At 69.3% G+C, this 15544-nt stretch carries 15 protein-coding genes; 4 read left to right on the top strand and 11 right to left on the bottom strand.

Annotation, left to right across the window (positions count from 1 at the left end; translation table 11 throughout):
- Window positions 1-88 precede the first annotated feature (88 nt).
- A complete protein-coding gene (gene pgm / locus IEY81_RS04540; RefSeq protein ID WP_189117278.1) occupies window positions 89-1777 on the bottom strand; it encodes a phosphoglucomutase (alpha-D-glucose-1,6-bisphosphate-dependent) in 1689 nt (562 codons plus the stop codon).
- A gap of 38 nt (window positions 1778-1815) precedes the next feature.
- Here pgm and IEY81_RS04535 point away from each other — a divergent pair, with 38 nt between their 5' ends.
- Entirely contained in the window at window positions 1816-2607 is a 792-nt protein-coding gene (locus IEY81_RS04535) for a crotonase/enoyl-CoA hydratase family protein (protein WP_189117277.1), read from the top strand.
- Here IEY81_RS04535 and IEY81_RS04530 read toward each other — a convergent pair.
- The 3 genes from IEY81_RS04530 to IEY81_RS04520 all read right to left on the bottom strand — a co-directional run bounded on the left by IEY81_RS04530 (window position 2589) and on the right by IEY81_RS04520 (window position 5177).
- Window positions 2589-3491 carry a hypothetical protein gene (locus IEY81_RS04530; RefSeq protein ID WP_189117276.1) on the bottom strand — a complete coding sequence of 301 codons (903 nt, stop codon included), beginning with the start codon at window positions 3489-3491 and terminating at the stop codon, window positions 2589-2591. The two genes, IEY81_RS04535 and IEY81_RS04530, sit on opposite strands and share 19 nt — an antisense overlap.
- An 87-nt stretch (window positions 3492-3578) precedes the next feature.
- On the bottom strand, window positions 3579-4520 hold the full coding sequence (locus IEY81_RS04525; RefSeq protein ID WP_189117275.1) for an oxidoreductase: 942 nt from the start codon (window positions 4518-4520) through the stop codon (window positions 3579-3581).
- Window positions 4521-4568: 48 nt separating this feature from the next.
- A complete protein-coding gene (locus tag IEY81_RS04520) occupies window positions 4569-5177 on the bottom strand; it encodes a LysE/ArgO family amino acid transporter (protein ID WP_189117274.1) in 609 nt (202 codons plus the stop codon).
- A gap of 74 nt (window positions 5178-5251) precedes the next feature.
- Between IEY81_RS04520 and IEY81_RS04515 the strand changes: the two genes are divergently transcribed.
- The gene (locus IEY81_RS04515) at window positions 5252-6175 is read left to right on the top strand and encodes an ArgP/LysG family DNA-binding transcriptional regulator (protein WP_189117273.1); all 924 of its coding nucleotides are present in this window, start codon (window positions 5252-5254) and stop codon (window positions 6173-6175) included.
- Here IEY81_RS04515 and IEY81_RS04510 read toward each other — a convergent pair.
- The 4 genes from IEY81_RS04510 to IEY81_RS04495 form a co-directional block, all read right to left on the bottom strand.
- Window positions 6145-6525: a hypothetical protein gene (locus tag IEY81_RS04510; protein WP_189117272.1), complete on the bottom strand. Its 381-nt coding sequence runs from the start codon at window positions 6523-6525 to the stop codon at window positions 6145-6147. The genes IEY81_RS04515 and IEY81_RS04510 overlap by 31 nt on opposite strands.
- Before the next feature lie 90 nt (window positions 6526-6615).
- Entirely contained in the window at window positions 6616-7839 is a 1224-nt protein-coding gene (locus IEY81_RS04505) for an MFS transporter (RefSeq protein ID WP_189117271.1), read from the bottom strand.
- A gap of 112 nt (window positions 7840-7951) precedes the next feature.
- Window positions 7952-9805: an acyl-CoA dehydrogenase gene (locus tag IEY81_RS04500; RefSeq protein ID WP_189117270.1), complete on the bottom strand. Its 1854-nt coding sequence runs from the start codon at window positions 9803-9805 to the stop codon at window positions 7952-7954.
- Window positions 9806-9919: 114 nt separating this feature from the next.
- Entirely contained in the window at window positions 9920-10111 is a 192-nt protein-coding gene (locus IEY81_RS04495; protein WP_229787343.1) for a hypothetical protein, read from the bottom strand.
- Window positions 10112-10321: 210 nt separating this feature from the next.
- Between IEY81_RS04495 and IEY81_RS04490 the strand changes: the two genes are divergently transcribed.
- Window positions 10322-10774 (top strand): nuclear transport factor 2 family protein, encoded by a 453-nt coding sequence (locus IEY81_RS04490; RefSeq protein WP_189117269.1) that lies wholly within the window; start codon window positions 10322-10324, stop codon window positions 10772-10774.
- Window positions 10775-10890: 116 nt separating this feature from the next.
- Here the strand turns inward: IEY81_RS04490 and IEY81_RS04485 are convergent, their stop codons facing one another.
- Window positions 10891-11928, bottom strand: a complete 1038-nt coding sequence (locus IEY81_RS04485; RefSeq protein WP_189117268.1) for a calcium-binding protein — start codon at window positions 11926-11928, stop codon at window positions 10891-10893.
- A 123-nt stretch (window positions 11929-12051) separates the two neighbouring features.
- On the opposite strand from IEY81_RS04485, the gene IEY81_RS04480 reads away from it, so the two are divergent.
- A complete protein-coding gene (locus tag IEY81_RS04480; protein WP_444544144.1) occupies window positions 12052-13227 on the top strand; it encodes an IS30 family transposase in 1176 nt (391 codons plus the stop codon).
- Window positions 13228-13300: 73 nt separating this feature from the next.
- On the opposite strand, the gene IEY81_RS04475 is transcribed toward IEY81_RS04480, so the two are convergent.
- Window positions 13301-13933 carry a DUF2461 domain-containing protein gene (locus IEY81_RS04475; RefSeq protein WP_189117266.1) on the bottom strand — a complete coding sequence of 211 codons (633 nt, stop codon included), beginning with the start codon at window positions 13931-13933 and terminating at the stop codon, window positions 13301-13303.
- A 36-nt stretch (window positions 13934-13969) separates the two neighbouring features.
- Complete coding sequence (locus tag IEY81_RS04470) at window positions 13970-15346, bottom strand: class-II fumarase/aspartase family protein (RefSeq protein WP_189117265.1); 1377 nt, start codon at window positions 15344-15346, stop codon at window positions 13970-13972.
- Window positions 15347-15544: the final 198 nt, after the last annotated feature.

Raw genomic sequence — 15544 nt, 5'->3', positions numbered from 1 at the left:
GACCGCGAGAGGTCGAAAATCGGCGCCGAGTGGGACCACTCGGCGCCGATTTTCGACGCTTCGGCGTCAGATTTCGACTTCTCGGGGATCAGGAGAGGGCGGCTTGGACTACTGCCTTCGCTTCTTCCTGGACCTGGGCCAGGTGGTCGGGGCCCTTGAACGACTCGGCGTAGATCTTGTAGACGTCCTCGGTGCCGCTCGGGCGGGCCGCGAACCAGGCCGACTCGGTGGTCACCTTCAGGCCGCCGATGGCTGCACGGTTGCCGGGGGCCTCGGTGAGCTTGGCAGTGATCTCCTCGCCGGCCAGGGTGGTCGCGGTGACGGCGTCGGGGGAGAGGGCGGCGAGCTTCGCCTTCTCCTCGCGGGAGGCGGGGGCGTCGATGCGGGCGTACGCCGGGTCGCCGTGCTCCGCGACGAGCTCGGCGTAGCGCTGGGAGGGCGACTTGCCGGTGCGCGCCAGGATCTCAGAGGCGAGCAGGGCGAGGATGATGCCGTCCTTGTCGGTGGTCCACACGGAGCCGTCGAAGCGGAGGAACGAGGCGCCGGCCGACTCCTCGCCGCCGAAGCCGAAGGAGCCGTCGAGAAGACCGGGTACGAACCACTTGAACCCGACCGGCACCTCGACCAGCGGCTTGTCCAGCGCACCCGCGACCCGGTCGATCATCGAGGACGAGACCAGGGTCTTGCCGATCCGGGCGGTCGCCGGCCAGGCGGGCCGGGCGCCGCCGAAGAGGTGGTCGATGGCGACCGCGAGGAAGTGGTTGGGGTTCATCAGCCCGGCGTCGCGGGTGACGATGCCGTGGCGGTCGGAGTCGGCGTCGTTGCCGGTGGCGATGTCGAACTCCGGGGTCTCCTCGAGGAAGCGCCGCAGCTCGGCCATCGCGCTGGGGGAGGAGCAGTCCATCCGGATCTTGCCGTCCCAGTCCAGCGGCATGAACCGCCACGTCGGGTCGACCAGCTCGTTGACGACGTTGAGCTGCAGATCGTGCCGCTCGGCGATCTCGGCCCAGTAGGCCACGGAGGCACCACCGAGCGGGTCCGCCGCGATCCGCACCCCGGCCTCCCGGATGGCGTCGAGGTCCACCACGTTGGGCAGGTCGTCGACGTAGGAGCCCAGGAAGTCGTACGTCTCGGCTCGTTGCTTCGCGGTCGCGAACGGCACCCGCTTGACCCCGGAGAGCCCGGCGCGGATCAGCTCGTTGGCGCGCGCGGCGATGACCTTGGTGGCATCGGAGTCCGCCGGGCCGCCGTGAGGCGGGTTGTACTTGAAGCCGCCGTCGGTCGGCGGGTTGTGCGACGGGGTGACGACGATCCCGTCGGCGGCTCCGGCGTTCGAGCCGCCCCCGTTGGTCGAGCCGCCCCCGGTGGTCGAGCTTGTCGAGACCGCGTTCGCTCGCAGGATCGCGTGCGAGACCGCGGGCGTGGGTGTGTAGCCGTCGCGGTCGTCGATCAGGACGCGTACGTCGTTGGCGACCAGCACCTCCAGCGCACTCGCCCAGGCTGGCTCGGAGAGGCCGTGGGTGTCGCGCCCGATGAAGAGCGGGCCGTCGATGCCCTGCGAGCGGCGGTAGTCGACGATCGCCTGGGTCGTGGCCAGGATGTGCGTCTCGTTGAAGGCCGCATCGAGCGAGGATCCGCGGTGACCGGAGGTGCCGAAGACGACCTGCTGGGCCGGATCCTCTGGGTCGGGTTGCAGGTTGTAGTAGGAGGCGACCAGGTGAGGTACGTCGACCAGGTCGTCGGGCTCAGCGAGCGTTCCAGCGCGTGGGTCAGCCATGTGTCCCATCATGCCTACTGCCCCGTAATGTTCTCCTCATGCCCCTCGTCACCACCGAAATCAACGACGGCATCGCTCAGGTGCGTCTCAACCGCCCCGAGAAGCTCAACGCGCTGACCCTGGACCTGCTCCGCGAGCTGGTCGCCACCGCCAAGGAGCTCCGGAAGAACCGCGACCTGCGGGCAGTGGTCATCGCCGGTGAGGGGGACGCGTTCACCGCCGGCCTCGACTTCGCCTCGGTCCTGCGCGACCCGAAGAAGATCGTCGGCGCGTTCACGCCGGTCCCCTTCCGCGGCACCAACCTCTTCCAGGAGTCGGTCTGGGCCTGGCGCCGGCTGCCGGTCCCGGTGATCGCGGCCGTCCACGGTCACTGCCTCGGCGGCGGCGTACAGATCGCGCTCGGCGCCGACTTCCGCATCGCCGAGCCCGACTCGCAGTGGTCGGTGCTCGAGGGCAAGTGGGGCATCATCCCCGACATGACCGGCATCCGGTCCCTCTCCGAGGTGGTCGGCCTCGACACCGCCAAGAAGCTCACCATGACCGCCGAGCAGTTCTCCGGCGAGCGTGCCTACGAGCTGGGTCTGGTCACCGAGCTCTCCGCCGACCCGGTCGCCACCGCGACCGCCTTCGCCCGCAAGCTCTCCGAGCGCTCCCCGGACCAGCTCGCCGCGGCCAAGCGCCTCTTCAACGACACCTGGTACGCCCCCATCAAGCGCACCTTCTCCCGCGAGCGCATCGAGCAGCTCCGTCTCCTCTTCGGTGAGAACACCAAGATCGCCCGCGAGGCCGCCTTCAAGCGCGAGAAGCCGACCTACAAGCCCCGCCGCTGACCAGTCTCAGCCGAGACGTCAGTTTGGTCGGCCGAGACGTCACCTGCGTCGGGCGAGAAGTCAGTTAGGTCGGCCGAGATGGCAGTTTGGTCGGCCGAGTGGGCACTTGTGTCGATCGAATCTGACGTTTCGTTCGACGTAGCTGACGTTTCGGCCGACGTAACTGACGTTTCGGCCGCCAGAACTGACGTCTCGCGCGACGGTTCTACCTTCTCGGCCTGCGCGGCCGACGCCTCGGCGTGCTTGCGACGCCGCCGAATCTCGCCCTGGGCGAGCACGAAGGCGAGGACGATCGGCCAGACGTACTTCGCGTAGCCGAAAATCCGCTCGAGCCAGTCCGGCACGTGCAGGGAGGGTAGGTCGGGCCAGGGGATCGACGGCCAGGGGATGCTGGGGAGGTCGGGGAGAGGGAGGTCCGGCAGGTCGGGGAGGTCCGGGAGCGGGATGCCGGGGAACGAGATCCGGGAGACGATCCAAGCCACGACCATCGCGCCGACGACGCCGGCGAGCACGCTCGCGGCGCCGCCGAGGGTCTCGACGAGCGCGTAGCGGCGCGGATGATCGATCACCTTCCGTTCGTACGCAGCAGCCCGCGACCCCTGCTCCGGAGTGAGGTCGACGCCACCGACGCCGGCCAGCCCGGCCAGGCCCTCACCGGGCGCGAAGTAGGTCGCGCGGCGGGGCGTGCCGAGACCGGAGTGGGCCACGAGCATGCTGCCGTGCTCCTTGGTCTCCAGCCGTGCGCGGTCGTCGGCGGTCTTCTTGTCGAGGATCTCCTCGCCGTCCACCGTCCACACGAACCGGCGCACGATCTCGCCGGTCACCTCGAGATGGTGGGTGTGCCCGTCGATCGTGCGCGACCAGGTCTGGACCTTCTTGCTCACCCTCCTGAATCTAGGAGCAGGCGGCCGGCCGTGGCATCGGCCGGAGGTAGCGAAAGGGTACAGACTTTGGTCGACCGGCGACGTACCTCAGGGGTAGGAGACTCCGGTGGTCTGCTCGGAGAGCTCCCACAGCGCCCGCGCTGCCTCCCGGTCGCGAGCGAGCCGCGAGGAGGAGACCGGCTTGGGCGCGCCGCGACCCTCGAGGCCACCACCCGGACCGACGTACGTCCCGGGCTCGAGGTCGGGGAAGGTCGCCGCCATCAGCGCCGGCCATGCGCCCGCCTCCGGCGTCTGTGCCATCGCCCTGACCGCTGCCTCGCCGATGCTCGCGATCGGCGCGATCATGGTGCGAGAGGCACCGTTGGCCATCAGCTGGCTGGAGGCGAGCCCCGGGTGGGCGGCGTACGCAGCGACCGGCAGCCCCGCCTTCTCCAGGCGTCGCTGGAGCTCATAGGTGAAGAGCAGGTTGGCGAGCTTCGACTGGGAGTACACGTTCCACGGCGAGTAGCGGCCGACCTGCACCGTCGGGAAGCCGAGCGGTGCCTTGCGGGCCATCCGGTGCATCATGCTCGACATCGTCACGATCCGGCCTTCGCCGCTCTCGGCCAGCGGCTCCAGCAGCAGGCCGGTGAGCAGGAACGGGCCGAAGTGGTTGGTCGCCATCTGCAGATCGAGATCGTCCACGGTGCGCGCCTGCGGGGTCGCCATGACCCCTGCGTTGTTGACCAGCAGGTGGAGCGGCCCACCGCCGTCGAAGGTCGCCGCAGCGATCGCCTCGGCCCCGGCGCGTACGGCCTGGAGCGAGGCGAGATCGAGCGCGACCCGGTCGAGGCTGGCGCCCGGGACCTCCTCGGTGAGCGCGGCAGCGGCGTCGTCGAGCTTCTCCCACGAGCGCCCCGCCAGGATCACCCGAGCTCCCGCAGCGGCGAGCCCGCGCGCGATGAAGTAGCCGATCCCGCCGATCGTCGGTCCGGTCACCACAGCGTTCTTGCCGGTCAGGTCTGGGATGTCGGAGGTCGTCCACGCCATGCGGCCACACTAGGCGGCCGGTCAACGCCCCGGCGGGATTTGAGGCACTCACCCCAGCCCGCCGACTGCGAGACCGCCCGCGATCGCCAGCATCGTGACCCCGATGAGGCTGTCGAGCACCCGCCACGCGCGCCGGCTGGCGAGCAGCGGAGCGAGGAGGCGGGCACCGTAACCGAGACCGGCGAACCAGATGATGCTGGCCAGGCAGCCGCCGACCGCGAACCCCCACCGCGCCGCGCCGTACGTCGCCGCGATCGATCCGTGCAGCACCAGGGTGTCGATGTAGACGTGCGGGTTCAGCCAGGTGAAGGCGGCAGCCTTGGCTGCGACGCGGAGGAGCGAGTCGGCCGGTGCGTCTGCCGCGTCCAGACCGGAGGGGCGAAGCGCCCGCCGGAACGAGCCGATGCCGTACCACCCCAGGAACGCCACCCCCAGCCACCGCAGCACCTCCATCACCCAACCGGCGCGTTCGACGACCGCGCCCATCCCACCGACGCCCGCACAGATGAGGATCAGGTCGGAGGCCGCGCACACCGCCACCACGACGAGGATGTGCGAGCGGAGGATGCCCTGCCGGAGGACGTACGCATTCTGGGAGCCGATGGCGACGATGAGGGTGAGCCCGGTGAGGAGACCGGCGAGGCTGGCGGTGAGCACGAGACCGACGCTAAGTCGCTCAGAGCATGCAGACCAGCGAAAGAAACTAACCGAAGACAAGCCACACTTAAGCCATGCCCGCGCTCGACCCGACCCAGCTCGAGACCCTCGTCGTCATCACCGAGGAGGGCACGTTCGACGCCGCGGCGCGTCGTCTCCACATCACTCCGAGCGCCGTCAGCCAGCGGATCCGCGCGCTCGAGCGCGCGGCCGGGCAGGTGCTGGTGCGGCGTACGACTCCGTGCACGCCCACCGAGGCGGGCGAGCCGCTGATCCGGCACGGACGCCAGCTCCGCCTGCTGCTCGCCGAGGCCGCCGCGAGCCTGGCGACGGAGGAGACCACCGGAGAGGCCGTCATCGACCTCTCCGTCGTGGTCAACGCCGACACCCTCGCGACCTGGTTCCGCCCCGTGCTCGACGAGGTCGCGACCTGGGAGCGGACCGCGCTGCGGATCACCGTCGAGGACCAGGGCTACTCGGCCGACGCGCTGCGCCGGGGCGAGGTGTTCGCCGCGGTCACCAGCGAGCCGAAGCCGGTCCAGGGCTGCAGCGTCGAACCTCTGGGAAGGCTGCGCTACACCCCCGGCGCGACGCCTGCGCTCGTCGAACGCCACCGCAAGGGTCGCGGCGTCGACTGGAGCGCGATCCCGATGATCGTCTACAACGAGAAGGACCACCTCCAGGACGAGGTGCTGGCCGCCCACGGCGCGACCCGGCCGCCGGTCGTCCACCGGGTCCCGAGCAGCCACGACTTCCACGAGGCCATCCGGCGCGGCCTCGGCTGGGGGATGCTCCTCGACGCCCAGGCCGAGGCCGACCTCGAGTCCGGCATCACGATCCCGCTCCCGGGAGCGAAGCCGATCGACGTCGACCTCTTCTGGCAGCGCTGGCGCCTCGACTCGCTCGCCCTCGACGACCTGAGCGAGGCCGTACGCCGCGCCGCGCGTGCCCAGCTGCGCCGACCGCGTCAGTCGAGTCGGCCGCGACCGCCCGGGTAGCCACCCTGCGACGGGCCGGGACCAGGCGGGTAGCTGCCCTGCGGCGGGCCAGCGGGCGGGTAGTTGCCCTGCGGCGGGCCGGGGTAGGGCCCCTGCGGGCCGCCGTACGCCGGGCCGTCGCCGTACCCGGGCCCCGCGTCGTAGCGACGGTGCTCGACAGCGGTGGTGTGCTGGGATCGGTTCACCGAGAGCAGCACGCCGATGACGATGGCGAGGCCTCCGGCGATGACGAAGATCCAGCCGAGCGGCTCGCTGGCGATGGCGTTGGCGAGGTCGTCGGGCAGGTCGACGGCGCCGGTGAGCAGGATGAGTCCGAGGACCAGCAGGATGATCCCTAGGCCGATGGTCATGATGTGCTCCAGACTTGTGGGGGTGGCGCGCCACGCTACCCAGCCGGATCAGGCCCGCATACCGTCCCCCGCATCACCGCCGCAGACCGCTCAGGACGTACGCCCCGCCCCGGTCACCCCGCGGGCGGCGACCCCGAGCAGCACCAGCAGGAGAGCGCCGAAGGCGAGCATCGCGGTGTCGATCGTCAGGTACTGCACCAGCACTCCCAGCAGTACCACCGGCACCGTGATCCCCAGATAGGCCATCAGGAAGAGCCCGGCCAGCGCCTCGCCCCGGCTCGTCTCCGGCGCCACCGAGATCACGGTCGCGACGGCCGCCTTGAACGACATCCCGGACCCGGCCCCGGTGACGAGCGCGCCGACCACGAGCACCCAGAAGGTGCCGGACAGCAGGGCACCGACCACGAGGAGGAGCCCGGCGGTCAGGGCGACCAGCCCGGTGACGTACAGCCTCCGCCGCGGCCAGCTCCCGGCCAGGACCTGGAAGAGCGCCGCGGCGCCGAAGATCGAGAAGCCGACCACGCCCGCGACGAGGTGGGAGTGGAGGTCGAGGTCGTCAGCGAGGAACGACGGCACCAGCGAGGTGAAGAAGCCGAACATCGCGAAGGCCACGAAGCTCGCCATCCCGGCGGCGAAGTAGGCGCCGCGGGCGTCGGCCGGCACGCGCACCCGCTGCGGCTGGTAGCGCCACCCGGGCTGGTCGGTGTCGACCGTCTCCGGCACCGCCATGACCGCCAGCAGCCCGAGCACCATCAGGAACGCGAAGACGGCGTACGGCGTGTAGAGCGGCCGCGGCGCCCACTCCGCCAGCGCACCGGAGACGAGCGGCCCCAGGCCGAGCCCGCCGATGTTGGCCGCGGTCGAGACCACCTCGACGCGAGTGGTCGGGGCGCCCGGCCGCCCGATCCGGTGCAGCTCGGCGAGGTGAGCGGTCGCGGTGGCGGTCAGCATCCCGACGCCGATCCCGGAGATCAGCCGTGCCAGGAGCAGCCACCCCAGCTCGTGGGTGGAGAGGAAGATCAGCGCGGCGAGCACGTTGAGCAGCACCGCCGGGCCGGCCATCCGCCGTCGCCCGAACCGGTCGGAGAGATGACCGGCGAGGAAGAGCGAGATGGCCACGCCCGCGCCGTACGTCGCGAACACCGCGGTGATCACGAACGAGCCCCAGCCCTGCTCGTCGACGTAGAAGACGTAGAGCGGTGCCGGGGCGGAGGCGAAGCCCATCGTCGCTGCGAAGAGGAACGCGACGGCCCAGAAGCCGCGCGCGTGATGCGCGGAGCCCGTACGCAGCGGGGTCTCGATCACAGAAGTCACGAGTCACTTGAACCACCGCCGGTAGGCGAATCATTCCGTACGACGCACCACGGCCCGCCCGGAGAACCGGGCGGGCCGCTCGTGCGTGGGGGTCAGAACCCCCGGTTCAGCCTCAGAAGGCCGACTCGGGGAGGTCCATGATCGAGTTGTCGATCGCCTCGGCGATGGCCCGCTCAGCGGTCAGCTTCGGCAGGTTGTAGGAGGCGAAGAACTTCGCAGCGGCGACCTTGCCGGTGTAGAAGTCCGTGTCCTTGCCAGCGTCACCGGCCAGGGCGGCGAGGGCGACCTCGGCCTGGCGCAGCAGCAGCCACGAGACGACGACGTCACCGACGGCGAGCAGCAGGCGCGAGGTGTTCTGGGCGACCTTGTAGATGTTGGTGATCTCCTCCTGGGAGGCCATCAGGTCGTTGAACATGTGCCCGGCGATCGCGTTGACGTCCTCGAGCGCGGTCGCGAGCAGCGCACGCGACTCCTTGAGCTCGGCGGAGCCCTCGGCGTCGAGGAAGGCCTGGATCTCGCCCGCGAGGTGGCCGAGCGCAGCGCCCTGGTTCTTCACGATCTTGCGGAAGAAGAAGTCCTGGCCCTGGATCGCGGTGGTGCCCTCGTAGATCGAGTCGATCTTGGCGTCACGGACGTACTGCTCGATCGGGTACTCCTGCAGGAAGCCCGACCCACCGAAGGTCTGCAGTGACTCGGTGCCGAGCAGCGTCCAGGCGCGCTCGGAGCCGTAGCCCTTGACGATCGGCAGCAGCAGGTCGTTGACCGCGGCGGCGAGGGTGTTCTCCTCGGAGCCGTCCTCGGTGAGGACGACCTTCTCCTGCCACGAGGTCGTGTAGTAGACCAGCGCGCGCATGCCCTCGGCGAACGACTTCTGCACCAGCAGCGAACGACGCACGTCCGGGTGGTGGGTGATCGTGACGCGCGGGTCGGTCTTGGCGGCCTTGGTCAGGTCGGCGCCCTGGACGCGGGTCTTGGCGTACTCCAGCGCGTTCAGGTAACCGGTCGACAGGGTCGCGATCGCCTTGGTGCCGACCATCATCCGAGCGTTCTCGATGACGTCGAACATCTGGCGGATGCCGTCGTGCACCTCGCCGAGCAGCCAGCCCTTGGCGGGCTCGCCGCCGCCGACCTGCGGGTCGCCGAAGGTGAGCTCGCAGGTGTTGGACACCTTGATGCCCATCTTGTGCTCGACGTTGGTGACGTACGCACCGTTGCGCTCGCCGGTGAGCTCACCGGTCTCGTGGTCGAAGTGGTACTTCGGGACGAGGAAGAGCGAGAGGCCCTTGGTGCCCGGGCCGCCGACGCCCTCGACGCCCTTCGGGCGGGCGAGGACGAGGTGGAGGATGTTCTCCTGCAGGTCCGACTCGGCGCTGGTGATGAAGCGCTTGACGCCGGTGATGTTCCAGGAGCCGTCCTCGTTGGGGGTCGCGACGGTCTTGCCGGCGCCGACGTCGGAGCCCGCGTCGGGCTCGGTCAGCACCATGGTGGCGCCCCACAGCTTCTCGACCATGATCTCGGCGATGCGCTTGTCGCGCTCGTTGCCGTTCTCGTAGACGACCTTCGAGAAGAACGGGCCGGCGGCGTACATCCAGATCGCCGGGTTCGAGCCCAGCAGCATCTCGGCCATCGCCCAGGTCAGCGAGCTCGGCGCGGCCTGGCCACCGATCTCCGCGGGGGCGGTCAGCGACCAGAAGCCGGAGTCCATGAACGCGTCGTAGGACTTCTTGAACGCAGCCGGGACCGGCGCGGTGTTCGTCTTGGGGTCGAAGACCGGCGGGTTGCGGTCGGCCTCGACGAACGACTCGGCGAGGTCCTCGCGACAGAGCCGCTCGACTTCGGCAAGGATCTCCTTGGCGGTGTCGACGTCCAGGTCCGCGTACGGGCCGGTGCCAAGGATCTTGTCCGCGCCGAAGACCTCGAACAGGTTGAACTCGATGTCGCGCAGATTGCTCTTGTAGTGGCTCACTGATCCACCTTCATACCTCGTCGGATTTACCAGCTGCGGGAGCGCCGATCGGCGCGAACTACTGGCGGGTAACATTAAGAATAGGCATGCGATTCGGGGGTGGCAAGCCCGGGGCTACTCACAGGTAGGTTTCTTTCTCGTAACTGAATGCCACGGGAGCAGCGCCGAGGAGAGCAGGAGTACGCCGCCGGCCACCGCGATCGCGGTCCGTGGGCTCGTCGCCGCCGCAAGCGCCCCGGCCGCGAGCACCCCGACGGGCTGGGCGACCTTCATGGTGATCGACCAGGCCGCCTGCACGCGGGACATGTGGTCGTCGTCGGTCGACCAGCGGCAGCGCCCCGTAGGCGATGCTGGAGCCGGCCTGGCTCGTCGCGGTCGCCAGCCAGAGCCGGTTGAAGTCCCGTCCCGGCGTCGCCGCCCGGGGTTCGGTCTCCGAGACGGCCACCCGCCGACCCTAGCCGCGCGAGCCTTCTCGAGTGGGTAGAACACGTTGCAGTTTCGGCGTACGATCGCCGCATGATCTCCTCCGACGCCATCACCTGGAACGCCCCCGACGACGAACACCCCGCGCGTACGGCCGGCCAGCGCTCCTACGCCGCCGTCGCCAAGGGTGACCTCGACGAGTGGTTGACGATCTACGCCGAGGACTGCGTGCTCGAGGACCCCGTCGGGCCGTCGATGTTCGACCCCGAGGGCAAGGGCCACCACGGGCACGAGGGACTGAAGGCGTTCTGGGAGAAGGCCATCGCCTCGGTGCACAAGTTCGAGTTCGAGATCAACGACTCCTTCGCCAACCCCGGCGGTAACACCTGCGCCAACATCGGTCGCATCAAGACGTCGTTCCCCGACGGCAGTCACACCACCACCGACCTGATCATGGTCTACACCGTCAACGACGAGGGCCGGATCGTCTCCATGAAGGCCTTCTGGGAGCCCGATCGCACGATGGCCAGCTTCACCTCTGCGTGAGTTCGGCGGGCGGGTTTCGGGATAGTCCAGGGAGTTCTGGTCGCTTTACTGGTCAGTAACCGGCCAAAACTCCCTGGACTATCCCGAGATCCCGGCAGCAGGCCCCCAGGTCCGGCTCAGGGGAGCCAGTAGCTGGCGCCGCTCGGGACGCCCGGCCTCAGTCCCCGTTCGACCGAGCAGGAGTACGTCCGGCCGGCGCCGGGCTCGGGTGCACACCGGTCCGTACCCGCCTCGCCCTTGACGATGTCGGCGTTCTCGTTGCCGACCAGAACGTCGTTGCCGCGACCGCCGATGACCCGGTCGCGACCGCGGCCGCCGCCGAGGGCGTCGCCGTCGGCTCCGCCGTTGAGATAGTCGTTGCCCGACTGCCCCCGGATCGCATCACGGCCGGCGTCGCCGTAGATCACATCGTGGCCGGACATACCGTGAAGACTGTCGCGGCCCGACCGCCCGTGGATGCGGTCGTCACCTTCGTTGCCGATGGCGACGTCCGCGCCGCTCCCTGCATCGATCACGTCGTTGCCGAGGCCGCCTCGCAAGACGTCGGCACCTGCGCCGCCCCACATCTTGTCGTTGCCGCCGTTGCCGCTCAATCCGTCCGGGCCGTCGCCCCCGTAGAGCCGGTCGTTGCCGCCCTGTCCGTAGAGGGCGTCTCGGCCGGGGCCGCCGTAAAGGGCGTCGCTGCCGTCGGTCCCCGCGGTGGAGTCGAACGTACCCGCGAGGTAGTGCCCAGCGATCGAGTCGCTCCCCCGGCCGCCATAGATCGTGTCGGAGCCGGTGCCGCCGGTGAGCTCGTCGTCTCCGGCCGTTCCGTAGATCGTGTCGTTGCCCGATTCTCCGTTGACCCAGTTGCTGCCCCGGATCTCGTCGTTCCCCGGGCCGGCGAGCACGCGGCTCCCGCCGCGGATCTTGTCGTCGCCTGCACCTGCGCAGACCACGTCGTTGGAGTCAGCGACGATCGAGTCGGCACCGGGCGTACCGAGGATGACGTCGCGGGTTGCCGAGTCCGTCCGCTTCTCACCCTTGTTCAGGTCGACGGTGACCGGCCGGTCGATGCATCCGGCCGCAGCCACGCTGCTCGAGCTGGTGAGCAGGAGGAAACCGGGGATGACGAGGATCGATGCGGCGACGGCGCCGGCGAGTGGGGTACGCACGGCGAGACACCCTAGGGGGTTCCGGGTCGGGTGGCGGGGTAGTCCAGAGAGTTTCGGTCGGTTTACTGACCGGCGGGCTCTACCTAGTGACGCAACACCTCGATGTCGAGGAGTTGTTGTCCGATGGGTCGTCCGAAGAGTCCGCGGGAGTTCGATCGCCGGTTCTGGGCAGGGATCCGTGCTGGGTTGGGAGTGACGGGCGCAGCCGCTGAGGCTGGCATGTCGTTGACGTCTGCCAAGCAGAGGTTTAGGAAGGCTGGCGGGGTGAATCCCACTCGTCGTGGTAGCCCGGTGGGCCGATATCTGTCGTGGTCGGAGCGAGAGGAGATCGCGGCACTGGTCCATGCCGGCCATGGTGTCCGCGAGATCGCGCGCAGGCTGGGGCGCAGCCCGGGCACGATCAGCCGAGAGCGTGACCGGGGCGCAACCGCACAGGGTTATCGTGCCTCGATCGCGCAGGCCAGGGCTGATGCTGGCCGGTCGGCGCCGCGGGCTGCGAAGCTGGCGACCAACCTGCGGCTGCGTCGGGAGGTCCAAGCGCGCCTCGAGCGACGAGACAGCCCTGAGCAGATCGCTGGCAGACTCAAGATCGACTTTCCTGATGAACCGGAGATGTGGGTGTCGGCCGAGACGATCTACCAGTCGCTGTACGTGCAGGCTCGTGGCGGGTTGAAGCGAGAGCTCACCGCCTATCTGCGCACGGGTCGTTCGGTCCGCAAGCCGCGCCGTCGTGAGGGTGAGCGACGCGGCCGGATCCCGGGGATGGTGTCGATCAGCGAGCGTCCTCCCGAGGTCGAGGACCAGGCCGTGCCCGGCCACTGGGAGGGCGACTTGATCCTCGGGTCGGTGGCATCAGCATCGGCGGTGGGCACGCTGGTCGAGCGCACGACCGGGTTCGTGATGCTGCTGCACCTACCCGAGAACCACGGCGCGTTGGCGGTCCAGGAAGCGCTGGTGGCCAAGATGGCCACCCTGCCCGAACAACTGCGGCTCTCATTGACCTGGGACCAGGGCAACGAGATGGCCAACCACGCCCAGATCGCCGAGGCCACCGGGCTGGAGATCTACTTCTGCGACCCACACTCGCCATGGCAACGCGGATCGAACGAGAACACCAACGGCCTGCTGCGTCAATACCTACCCAAGGGCTCCGACCTGTCGTTCTACGGGCCCGGCATGCTCGACAACATCGCCGCCGAGCTGAACTCCCGACCCCGCAAACGCCACAGCTTCCAAACCCCGGCCGAAGTCCTCGACCAACTACTCTCAGAAGCCGCCACCAACCACGGTGTTGCGTGACTGCCTAGATTCCGCCGGTCAGTAACCGGCAGGAACTCCCTGGAGTATCTCGAAAACCCGGAACCCGACCCGCTCAAGCCACCGCGTGCTCGGCGATCCACTCCACCAGCGGACGTATGGCCCGCCAGTCCTTCTTCACCTCGCCGACGAGGTCGGGGGTGTGGATGATCGGCTCGAAGCCGATGGTGCGGCCGAGGTGGATCGACTTGTGGCGCAGCAGCTCGATCTTGGGGTGGTCCTTGGGGATGCCTCGCGGGGCGGTCTTGAGGCGGTCGCCGGTCACCTCGTAGCCCTTCTTCTCCGCTACTGCGAGCCGCTTCTCCAGCTCGGCGCCGTAGTGGTCGTGGACGATGGCGTCGCGGAAGGCCGCCAGGCGGGGCGGCTCGAACCAGTAGCAGCCGCCGCCGGTGCGGATGCCGCGCGGCGAGACCTCGACGTAGTAGCCGGTCTGCGGCGCCACGGCCACGAAGGCACCCTGGTGCGTCTTGTAGGGCACCTTGTCCTTCGAGAAACGTACGTCGCGATAGGGCCGGAAGATCTTGGCGGCGCCGAACTCCTCGGCGAGCTCGTCGGTGAGCGCCTTCATCGGCGCGTGCACGGACTCCTTGTAGATGTGCTTGTTGGCCTCCCAGAACGACTTGGTGTTGTCGACCTCGAGGTCGTCGTAGAAGTCGAGCGCTGCAACGGGGAAACCTTCGAAAGCCACGTACGCCAGCCTAACGACGCCCGCGCAACCCCGGCCTCACGCGCTGGGGATCTGGAGGGTGTCCGCCACCCGCCGAGCGTGCTCGGCCATCGAACGAGCGATGTTGGCGGACTCGCCGAGGTGGCGGCCGGGATCGAGGAGGGAGACGATCTCGTCGCGACTGAAGTGGGCGGAGACCGCGGGGGAGTCGGCGAGGAGGGTGGCGAAGTCGAGCTCCTCGACGGCTGCGCGCTGGGCGAGCTCGAAGACGACGTCGTGGGCGACCTGGCGGCCGATGCGCTCGCCGAGCTCGAGCATCAGCGACTCCGAGCCGATGAGCCCGCCGGAGAGCGCCAGGTTGGCGCGCATCCTGTCCTCGTCGAAGGTCAGGCCGGTGAAGATGACCACCAGCCGGGCGAGTACGTCTCCGGCCAGCCGGGACGCCTGCGCGACCGCGTCCTCGAGGATGCCGGTCATGGCACCGTTGGCCTCGTGGTCGTGGAGCATCGACTCCATCGCCGGGGCGACGAGCCCGCGCAGCTGGGTGGCGGCGGTGATCACGTCCAACGTCAGCTGCGGGTTGCGCTTGTGAGGCATGGTCGAGGAGCCGATGGTGCCCTCGGGGATCGGCTCGAAGGCCTCCCCGAACTCGGGCTGCATCATCGAGTAGACGTCCTTGCCGATCTTCCCGGCGGTGCCACCGAGCATCCCGAGGATGGACACCCACTCGACCATCCCGTCGTTGATCGCGCGCGACGGCACCGGCATCGAGCCCATCGACAGCCGCGATGCGGTCTCGGTCTCGATCGCGCGCGCCTGCTCGCCGAAGGACGCCATCGTGCCCGCGGCGCCACCCATCAGCAGGCGGAAGAGTCGGTCCTCGACCGAACGGAGCCGGTCGACGTGCGCGGCGACCTCGTCGATCCAGATCGCGACCTTGAACCCGAAGGTGATCGGGACGGCATGCTGGGAGTGCGTACGCCCCGGCATGGGCACCTCGGCCCCGGCCTCGGCGACCTTCGAGAGCGACCGGAGCAGGTCGCCGAGCAGGTCGAGGATCGTGTCGTGCGCCCGGCGCAGCAGGATCAGGTCGGCGGTCTGGGTGATGTTCTGCGTGGTGGCGCCCCAGTGGACCCACCCGCCGTGCTCGGTGCCGACGACCCGGCTGAGCTCGTCGACCAGCGGTGTCAGCGGGTGGCTGTGCTCCGCGGTCGCCCGCTCGATGCGGTCCAGGTCGAGCTTGTCGAGGTCGGCGGCCTCGGCGATCGCCTCACCGGCCTCTGCCGGGATCACCTCCACGGCCGCCTCGGCCTCGGCCAGCGCCGCCTCGACGTCCAGCCGCGCCTGCAGCCGGGCCTCGTAGGTGAAGAGGTCTCCGATGCCGTGGTCGGGCACTCGGCCGTCGGTGAATCGGTTGCTCGAGCCCGCGGGCATGTCGAGTCATCCTTTACGCGTCGTTCACACAGTGATGGGAAAACCGAAACCCGATCTTAATCGAGTCGGCGCGCGGACGCCCGGGATCGTGGGCCGCATCACTCGGAGGGTGAGATGGAAACAGCCCGTGCCAACCGGCACGGCCTGGATCATTGGAGCGGACGACGAGACTCGAACTCGCGACATCAACCTTGGGAA

The organism is Nocardioides luteus (assembly GCF_014648595.1).
Lineage (GTDB): Bacteria > Actinomycetota > Actinomycetes > Propionibacteriales > Nocardioidaceae > Nocardioides > Nocardioides luteus.
Note: the sequence above shows the minus strand (reverse complement) of the source record. Positions and strands in the feature narration are given on the sequence as shown.